The organism is Nonomuraea sp. NPDC049152 (genome assembly GCF_040648355.1).
Classification (GTDB): Bacteria; Actinomycetota; Actinomycetes; order Streptosporangiales; family Streptosporangiaceae; genus Nonomuraea.
In genome coordinates this window covers 1-8,202 of sequence record NZ_JBEZDO010000071.1, presented here as the reverse complement: position 1 = coordinate 8,202, position 8,202 = coordinate 1, and the positions used below count along the sequence as shown (strand labels likewise).

The following is an 8,202-nucleotide window of genomic DNA, read 5'->3' as shown; positions in this document are numbered from 1 at the left end:
AAGGCAGCGGCTTCAGCGGGCTGGTCCTCACCTACGTCGTCCGTAGCGAGGCGCGGGTCGACGAGATCATCGCGGAGGCCGAGCAGGCGGGCGCCACGATCCTCAAGCCCGCCGGCGCCCTGCCGTGGGGCGGGTACGGCGGCACCTTCGCGGACCCGGACGGCTATATCTGGAGTCTCGGCTACAGCGCCCAGGGAACGGACCAGCCCTACGCGGAGTAGTCGCCGAGGAAAGCCTCTGGCGAGTGTGGGTGACGCGGCCACTGCCTGGCACGCCGGCCGGACTCCTCTGGACGGATGGCCCCTCAGCATGACCGGCATGACCGGGTACCGAGGAGTGGGTTCGGCGTCGACTCGGGATCGTGTCGACGCCGAACCACCGCGCGTTGTTGGACGAGGCTTTTGCCATCTGACCGCCAGGTACGCCGGCACCGTGCCCGGGGGAGATCTTCATGTGCGGCAATGCGGGCTGGGTGGACTTCGGCAGGACCTGGCCGGGGAGGGCCCGGTCGGCAGCCCGATGTTCCTGCCCGGCGCGCGCTGCCCCTTGGTCATCGCCTGGGGGAGCACAAGACGGACGAGTGCAAAACGGCAGTCAGCCGCGTTCGCGGCGCATCTGCGGGATGGCGGCCGCCGGGTGACCGCGTTCGAGCAGGCCGGGCGCAACCACTTCGACTCGCCGATGGAGCTCGCCGAACGGGGCGCCCGGCTCCACGCCGAGACCTGCGCCCTACCGGGCCTGCCGGCCAGCTGAGCGGTAGCCGGTGGACATCGGGCCCCGTGGATCAGTTGGGCGGCGAGGTGACGGCCAGCCGCCGATCGTGATCTTCCCGGCTGGATCGATCGTGGAACCCGCCCTGCGCGCTCCGGACGATCACTCCGCTCTCCGGTCCGTGCTCCATGATGTGCCGATCATGCAGTCGCAGGCCCAGGCAGAGCCGGTGGGTCACCCAGAAGGCGATGAACGGGCCGATGACCACGGCGAACCTGAAGAAGATCGTCACAGCTTCCACCGAGAGCTGGAACTCGTGGGCGAGTTGGTCGTTGGCCGCGGCGGCCCACAACAGTCCGTAGAAGGCGACGCCGGCGGCTGCGATACCTGTCCTCACCGCCGCCTCGCGCGGCCGGTCGAGCATGGCGGGGCCGGTCCCCTCCTTGGCCATACGGCTCTCGGACTCGGGCCAGCCAAGTGCGTCGCGCCGGGCAAGGCGCTGGAGGATGCGGCGCTCCGCCGTGGGGTAGCCGGCCAGGACGGTGAAGAACGCCCCGGGCACCATCAGCGTAGGCACCAGGACCGCGAGGCTGAGTGTGTAGACCCCGATGGTCAGCTCCCACCCCGGCATGATCCGCAGAGCGCCGTCGAGGAACCCCATGTACCAGTCGGGCACCGACCCCGCCGAGATCTGGCCCGGGCCCGCCGGGCCGTACAGCCAGATCGGTGCGATCTGGAATCCCACCCCGAGAACGACGAGCACTCCGATCGTCGCACCCACTATCAGTGGGCGTGCGGCCCGCCGCCCCGGCACCGACGCGGCGAACCGCGAGTGGCCGTTCCGTCGCACCAGCCATTCGCGGGCGCCGAGGAGCACGGCGACGGCGGCCGGGATCACCAGCACGTGCGCCCAGTACATCACCGGAATGATGCTCTCCCCGGGAAACTCGGAGCCGAACAGCAGTTGCACCGCGTAGGAGCCCACCACGGGGATCGACAGGAGAACCGACTGGATCAACCACAGGCTCCCGCCGGAAAGCATGTCGTCGGGCAGAATGTTGCCGGTCTCCCCGGCGGCCATTCCCAGCGGTAGCAGTGTCACCCAGATCAGCCACTGCAGCATGCGTGGGCGGCGGAATGCGCCGCTGACGAACATTCGCAACAGTTGGAGCGCGACCGCCGCCACGAACACGAGCGCCGACCAGTGATGCACCTGCCGGATGAACAGGCCGCCGCGCACCTCCAAACTCAGGTGCATCGTCGAGTCGAAGGCTTTGCTGACTGGAATGCCGCGCAGGGGCGTGTACACGCCCTGATAAAGCACAGGAGACATGTCGGGGTCGAAGAACACCATGAGAAACAGTCCGGTCAGCGTCAGGACGACGAAAGACCAGATCGCTACTTCGGCGAACATGAATGACCAATGACTGAACCGGAACGACCGACGTTTCATCAATCGCGGGCGCATCAGGCCCCTCCTCGTTTCGATTCCATTTCATTGACGAAATTCGCCGGGGAAATGTGACATCCATGGGGCCGTCGGCGAGGGCGAGTTACGTCATATTCAGAGAATCTGCGGGAAGGAGCGACCCTCCGGGCACGGACCGGGAAACTGACGGCGTACAGGCGTATGGTCACGCTCAGCATGTCGGCCTTGGTCATGCTCGACGGTCGGTGCACGAGCCTCCTCCCCGACGCACACCCCCGGGAGGCCAGCATGTCCCTGCGCATCCTGCGGGACCCTCTACCCGACGACCACCCGGCCCCGCGCACGCCCACCTACGTGGGGCCGAGAAGAACGACGCGGCTCAGGTCTCGAATAGCTCAGACCGAGGGTCACCGGCCGTGAGCCTCCGCCGAAAGGTCCTGCCAGTCGGCCCAGGTCTTGAGCCGGTCGGCGTAGACCTGCTTGAGCATCGGATAGAAGCCCTGGCCGAAGAGCACCCGCAGGGGTGGGTTGTCGGAGTCGACGACCTTGAGGAGTGCCTGGGCCGCGGCGGCCGGGTCGCCGGCGGGCTGCTTTCCCGCGAACCCCGCGAGGCGCTGGCGGAGACCGTCATAGATCGGGTTGGCCTCGGCCAGGTGGCCATTGTTGAGTACATCGGGGTTCTTGCCGGACCTGGTGGCGAATCCGCCGGGCTCGACCACAGTCACCTTGATGCCGAAGTCGGCGACCTCTTGGGCGAGGGCTTCGTTCAGGCCTTCCAGGGCCCACTTGGAGGCGTGGTACGCGCCACCGAGCGGCATCGCGAAGAGGCCGGCCGCCGAGGACAGCTGGATGATGTGCCCTGCGCCCTGCTCGCGCAGGTGGGGCAGCGCGGCCTGGATCACCCACACCGCGCCGAACAGGTTGGTCTCCAGCTGGTCGCGCAGTTGCTGCTCGGTCAGCTCCTCGATCGCGCCGATCTGGGCGTAGCCCGCGTTGTTCACGATGACGTCGAGACGGCCGAAGTGCTCCTTGGCCCGCTTCACGCTCTCGAAGACGGCGGCCTTGTCGGTCACGTCCATCTCGAGCGGGAGCACCGCGTCGCCATAGGCGGCGACCAGCTCGTCAAGGCTTCCGGTGTTCCGGGCGGTCGCGGCCACCTTGTCGCCGCGGGACAGGGCGGCCTCGACGAAGTTGCGGCCGAGGCCGCGGGACGAACCGGTGACGAACCAGACCTTGCTCATGATGTCTTTCCGTTCTTTCTGCGGTGGCGGTTTGCCACGGTGGACTCGTTGTTGCTGTTGTTGGCTCCGCGATGCTCCGAGCCGGCCCGCGCACCATCGCCATCGGGTGCGCCTACGGCAAGCACCGCTCTGTCGACCGGACTGACGTGAGCATCCATGTTGGCCTCTTGCTGGGGTAACTGGTCGAACACAAGGCACCGGTGACCCGATCCTTGTGACACCACAACGGCGTGACATGCGCCACAAACAGGTGGGCGGCGTCCGCCGTGCGCTGCGCGGTCCACTCACCGATTGGCTGGACGAACGCCCGTCCTGGAAGTACGCCGCCGCGCAGTGGGCGCTGTTTCTCAACCGCTGCGGCGGTCACCAGGCGACGGGGCCAAGGCGATCGATGAAGGTCCCGGTCGGCCCGTCGGCGTCGATCATCGCGAGTCTGACGATCGAGTCGGTGCCCTCGGTGACCGTCAGCTGACCGGTGTGATTGTTCATGTCGGTGGCGGCGAATCTGCGGTTTGCGACTTCTCCGGGAGTGGCGACGTTGAATTTGATCTTCGGGAGCGCCTGGGCGTACCGGACGGTGATCATGTTCAGCGCCGCTTTCGACGAGCTGTAGGCGAGCTCGTGCATTTTCGAGGAGGGCTGCTCTGGATCGGTCACGACCGTGAAGGAACCGACAGCGCTGGACACCATCACCACCCGCGGATGGTCCGCCGCCTGCAGCAGGGGAAGGAACGCGTGCGTGACCCTGATCGGTCCGTACACGTTGGTGTCGTAGACGGAATGAATGTCGTCAACCGTCGCGTCTGCAGGCGCAATGCCCCTTCCTGGCGCGCCGGCATTGTTGATCAACACATCCAGCCGGTCGGTGTGCTCCCGAACCAGCCGTACAGCGTCGGTCACCGACCCGTCCGAGGTCACGTCCAGCGGGACCATGACCACGTTCGCGCCACCGTCGGTCAGCTTGTCGGCAGCTGCCCGTCCTCGATCTTCATTACGCGAGCCGAGGAAGATCGTCCAACCCTGTTCCCCGAGCCGCCGGGCCGCCTCAAAGCCAAGTCCCTTGTTGCCTCCGGTGATCAACACCGAGGTCTGTCCCGAGTTCGTCATGTCCATGTCGGTCTCCTTCGTCGTCCTCGCAGCAGAGCTCACAGGAGTGCATTCGCTGCACTTCTGTGCAATGACTGCATCAAGGTATACTCATACCGCGAGTAGCCGTCAAGACAGCCATTCACCGACCCGAGGAGTGACAAGCGGCACGATGACCAGTGACGATCCAGTCCGCCGCGGCGGACGCGAAGCGCAGCGCCGCCGCACCCGCAAAGCGATCGTCGACGCGGCGGTCCGACTGAGCGCCGACGGAGCGACGCCGTCCATCGACGAGATCGCGGCCGCCGCCGACGTGTCACGTCGCACGATCTACATGTACTTCCCGACCCTCGACCACCTGCTGATCGACGCGACCGCCGGCGCGCTCAACGAGCCCCCGGTCGAGGAGGCACTGGCTGACCCCGCGCTCGCCGACGACCCCGCAGGTCGGCTGGACGCCCTCGTCCGGACCCTGCTGGAGCACTCACCGCAATCGCTTCCCCTGGGCCGCCGACTGATCCGTCTGACCGTCGATCCGCCGGCGAGCGACAATCGAGAGCCGGCCACCCCGCGCCGTGGCCATCGCCGGGTGGAATGGCTGGAGCAGGCCTGCGAACCGCTCCGCGGCACCCTGGGCGAGGAGTCGTTCCAGCGCCTGATCTCGGCCCTGACCATCGTGGTCGGCTGGGAGGCGCAGATCGCCCTACGTGACGTCCGCGGCCTTGACCCGCAGGCCGAACAGGAAACCATCACCTGGGCCGTACGTGTCCTGGTAGAGGCAGCGATCAAGGAACACGAAGCGGACACCGACCGCGGCAACGACGATTGATTCACGCGTTCGCTGCACCTTCCTCGTGCCGGGCGAGCCCACGCAACACATCGCAGGGGCACAGATGAGGTTGGTCCCGCCTTACGTCCGCCATCGTCGCCGATGTACGCCTATGTCATCGGGTGAGCTCCTCTGCGGCTGCGGATTCGGCTGTGGGAGCCTGCCGGTTCTTCATGGTCAGGGCCAGGAGGATTGTGCAGGCGGTGAACGCCGCTGCGACGGCAAAGGCCGTGGTGACTCCCTCGGTGAGGACCTGGTGGGCCGGTCCGCGTGAAGCGCGGGTGGCGGCGCCGAACACCGTGACGAGGATGGCCAGCCCCAGCGCACCGCCGATCTGCTGCATGACATTGAGCAGGCCGGAGGCGGCGCCGGCATCCTCGGGTCGGATCCCGGAGGACAACACGGTGGTGGCTCCCACCAGCAGGATGCCCATGCCGAGGCCGGCGATCATCATGGGGCCGAGCAGCGCCGTGGCGTAGCCGGCCTGGGGCGACAGCTGCGTCATCCACAGCAGGGCCAGGCTGATCGCCGCAGCGCCGAGGGCGATCAGCGTCTTGGCGCCCAGGCGTGGCAGCAGCCGGGCCGCCACGCCGGAAGAGACCAGGATCACGAGGGCCAGCGGCACGAAGGCGAATCCCGCCTGCAGAGGGCTGTAGCCGCGGACCTGCTGCAGGAACTGGGTGAGGAAGAAGAACATGCCGTTGCCCGCGGCCAGGACGAACAGCAGCACGACGTATCCGCCGGCGCGATTGCGGTCAGCGAACAGCCGCAGCGGGACGATCGGCTGCCGGGCACGGGACTCAACGGCCACGAACACTGCCAGCAGTACGGCGGCCGCGCCGAGCGCGCCGAGGGTGAACGCGTCACCGAAGTCCTTCTCAGCGGCGCGGATGAAGCCGTAGACGAGCGCGGTCATGCCGAGCGTCGAGGTCAGCGAACCCGCCAGATCGAAGCGGCCCGGGTGGCGATCGGTCTCGGTGATGAACAGCGGGGCCAGGATCAGCAGGGCGATGCCGATCGGCACATTGATGAACAGCACCCACCGCCAGGAGATCCAGTCGGTGAGCACACCACCGGCGATGAGGCCGATCGCGGCGCCGGAGCCGGAGACTGCCGCGTAGGCCCCCAGTGCCCGCGCCCTGCGCGCAGGGTCCGGGAAGCCTACGGTGATGAGGGCGAGCACGGTCGGTGCGGCAATGGCGGCGCCGATCCCCTGACCCGCACGGGCCGTCAGGAGCATCTCGGCCGAGGTGGCCAGCCCTCCGGCCAGTGAAGCGACGGTGAAGATGGCGACCCCGCCGATGAGAGCCCGCCGTTGGCCGAGGATGTCGCCCGCGCGACCGCCGAGCAGCAGCAGACCGCCGAAAGCCAGCATGTAGGCATTGAGCACCCAGGACAGGCCGGCCGCAGAGAAGCCGAGGTCCTGCTGGATGTCGGGGAGGGCGATGTTCACCACGTTGGTGTCCAGGATGAACATCGTCTGACAGATCAGCACGATGGCGAGCACCAGGCCGGGGTGGCGCTGGCGGGAGGTGCCGGCGGGCCCGGATCTCGCTGTCGCCACGTGCGTGCTCTGTTCGGTCATGGCACTCCTCAGGATGGTACGCAACGAAACGAGGAGGCTCCTCGTTTTCTGGTGAGCTAAGATACGAGGAGGTTCCTCGCTTTGGCAAACGTGTGGAGAGTCCCGTGGCGGATCGATCAACGCAGACCCGGCCCGGAGGGCGTAAAGATGCGCGACGCAACTATGAGCGTCTATTGACGGCCGCCCGGACGGCATTCGCCGAGCACGGCGTGGGCGCCTCCTTGAACGACATCGCGCGCACAGCCGGCGTCGGCAACGTGACCCTCTACCGGCACTTCCCGACCCGCCAGGCACTGCTGGAGGCATTGCTGGGCGAGAGCCTGCGCGGTCTGAACGCACGCTCAGATGAGCTGCTCGCCTCCCCATCCCCCCACCAGGCCCTGGCCACCTGGCTTACGGCCGCGGTCGAGCACGCCATGGCCTATCGCGGTCTGGTCGACGCCCTCGTCGACAGCCTCGCCGACCCCGCATCCGAACTCCACGCCACCTGCCAAGCCGTCAAGGCCGCCGGGGCACAACTACTGGCCAGAGCCCAGCACGCAGGGACGATCCGGCCTGATGTCGACGCTTCCGCCCTCTTCTCCCTGATCGCTTCAGTCGCCTGGGCGGCGGAGCGGACCCCCGCACACCGTGACCAGCTTCTAGCCGTCATGCTCGGCGGGCTCCATCTCCCGGTATCGGTGGGCTCCATCTCCGGGTAGACGAGCTGTCCACGCGCGGCATCATCGCCTCGACCCGCGTGCGCAGATCCACCAGGCTGGGTGGTTCCTCGATCGCCTTCCCTCGCGACATGGATCTTCCCGTTCACCGCCGGCGCCGCCAGTGCCACCCTGCCCGGCATGCCGACCGTCGTGGAGGCCGCCGACGAGCCGGCCCTACAGCAGGCCGGTGCCGTGCTCGGCGTGGCCATCCTGGGGAGCCTGGCCACCAGCAGCTACGCCTCGGCCATGCCCGCCACCGCGCCGGAGCAGGCCCGCCGCTCGGTGGCCGCCGCCGCGACCGACCCATCCCTGGCCGCGGCCGCCCGCCAGGCCTACGACGCGGCCATGTCGACCGCCTTCCTCGGCGCCGCCGCCGGGGTGCTCGGCGCCGCCGTACTGGCCCTGCTCCTGCCGCGCGGCCGCAAGATCGGCGCACACGCCGCCGGCGAGCCACAGACCCTCGTCACCGCCTAGAAGGCACCGGAACCCTCGCCGTCGACCATGCGGTCTCGTGTCAGCGGCCGTGTCAGCCCGGCAACGACCCCGTATCAGGGCGGTTGGCAATGCTCTGAGCACAAGCAAGAGCGACTCCCCGACACAGACTCCCGAAGGAGCACACC

8 protein-coding genes are annotated in these 8,202 nt (G+C 68.0%); 4 read left to right on the top strand and 4 right to left on the bottom strand.

Features of this window, described 5'->3' with window-relative positions; all coding sequences use genetic code 11:
- Positions 1-221 (top strand): VOC family protein (locus AB0B45_RS51045; RefSeq protein WP_358146247.1); only part of this gene is annotated, 221 nt, incomplete at its 5' end.
- Between the two features lie 563 nt (positions 222-784).
- Here the strand turns inward: AB0B45_RS51045 and AB0B45_RS51040 are convergent.
- The 3 genes from AB0B45_RS51040 to AB0B45_RS51030 form a co-directional block, all read right to left on the bottom strand.
- Positions 785-2,179, bottom strand: coding sequence for a cytochrome b N-terminal domain-containing protein (locus tag AB0B45_RS51040; protein ID WP_358146245.1), 1,395 nt, complete (start codon positions 2,177-2,179; stop codon positions 785-787).
- A 368-nt stretch (positions 2,180-2,547) separates the two neighbouring features.
- Entirely contained in the window at positions 2,548-3,381 is an 834-nt protein-coding gene (locus AB0B45_RS51035) for an SDR family NAD(P)-dependent oxidoreductase (RefSeq protein WP_358146243.1), read from the bottom strand.
- Between the two features lie 363 nt (positions 3,382-3,744).
- Positions 3,745-4,494 (bottom strand): SDR family oxidoreductase, encoded by a 750-nt coding sequence (locus tag AB0B45_RS51030; RefSeq protein ID WP_358146241.1) that lies wholly within the window; start codon positions 4,492-4,494, stop codon positions 3,745-3,747.
- A gap of 145 nt (positions 4,495-4,639) precedes the next feature.
- Here AB0B45_RS51030 and AB0B45_RS51025 point away from each other — a divergent pair, with 145 nt between their 5' ends.
- Positions 4,640-5,296: a TetR/AcrR family transcriptional regulator gene (locus tag AB0B45_RS51025; protein WP_358146239.1), complete on the top strand. Its 657-nt coding sequence runs from the start codon at positions 4,640-4,642 to the stop codon at positions 5,294-5,296.
- 115 nt (positions 5,297-5,411) lie between these two features.
- On the opposite strand, the gene AB0B45_RS51020 is transcribed toward AB0B45_RS51025, so the two are convergent.
- Positions 5,412-6,881 carry an MFS transporter gene (locus AB0B45_RS51020; RefSeq protein WP_358146236.1) on the bottom strand — a complete coding sequence of 490 codons (1,470 nt, stop codon included), beginning with the start codon at positions 6,879-6,881 and terminating at the stop codon, positions 5,412-5,414.
- A gap of 173 nt (positions 6,882-7,054) precedes the next feature.
- Here AB0B45_RS51020 and AB0B45_RS51015 point away from each other — a divergent pair, with 173 nt between their 5' ends.
- Together AB0B45_RS51015 and AB0B45_RS51010 are read left to right on the top strand one after the other, a co-directional pair.
- Positions 7,055-7,582 carry a helix-turn-helix domain-containing protein gene (locus AB0B45_RS51015; RefSeq protein ID WP_358146234.1) on the top strand — a complete coding sequence of 176 codons (528 nt, stop codon included), beginning with the start codon at positions 7,055-7,057 and terminating at the stop codon, positions 7,580-7,582.
- A gap of 138 nt (positions 7,583-7,720) precedes the next feature.
- Positions 7,721-8,056 carry a hypothetical protein gene (locus AB0B45_RS51010; protein ID WP_358146232.1) on the top strand — a complete coding sequence of 112 codons (336 nt, stop codon included), beginning with the start codon at positions 7,721-7,723 and terminating at the stop codon, positions 8,054-8,056.
- The last annotated feature ends 146 nt before the right edge of the window (positions 8,057-8,202 follow it).

Excerpts from the sequence above, each read along its gene's own strand:
- AB0B45_RS51030 (WP_358146241.1), bottom strand. The coding sequence starts at position 4,494 with ATGGACATGACGAACTCGGGACAGACCTCGGTGTTGATCACCGGAGGC.
- AB0B45_RS51020 (WP_358146236.1), bottom strand. The coding sequence starts at position 6,881 with ATGACCGAACAGAGCACGCACGTGGCGACAGCGAGATCCGGGCCCGCC.
- AB0B45_RS51025 (WP_358146239.1), top strand. The coding sequence starts at position 4,640 with ATGACCAGTGACGATCCAGTCCGCCGCGGCGGACGCGAAGCGCAGCGC.
- AB0B45_RS51010 (WP_358146232.1), top strand. The coding sequence starts at position 7,721 with ATGCCGACCGTCGTGGAGGCCGCCGACGAGCCGGCCCTACAGCAGGCC.
- AB0B45_RS51040 (WP_358146245.1), bottom strand. The coding sequence starts at position 2,179 with ATGCGCCCGCGATTGATGAAACGTCGGTCGTTCCGGTTCAGTCATTGG.
- AB0B45_RS51035 (WP_358146243.1), bottom strand. The coding sequence starts at position 3,381 with ATGAGCAAGGTCTGGTTCGTCACCGGTTCGTCCCGCGGCCTCGGCCGC.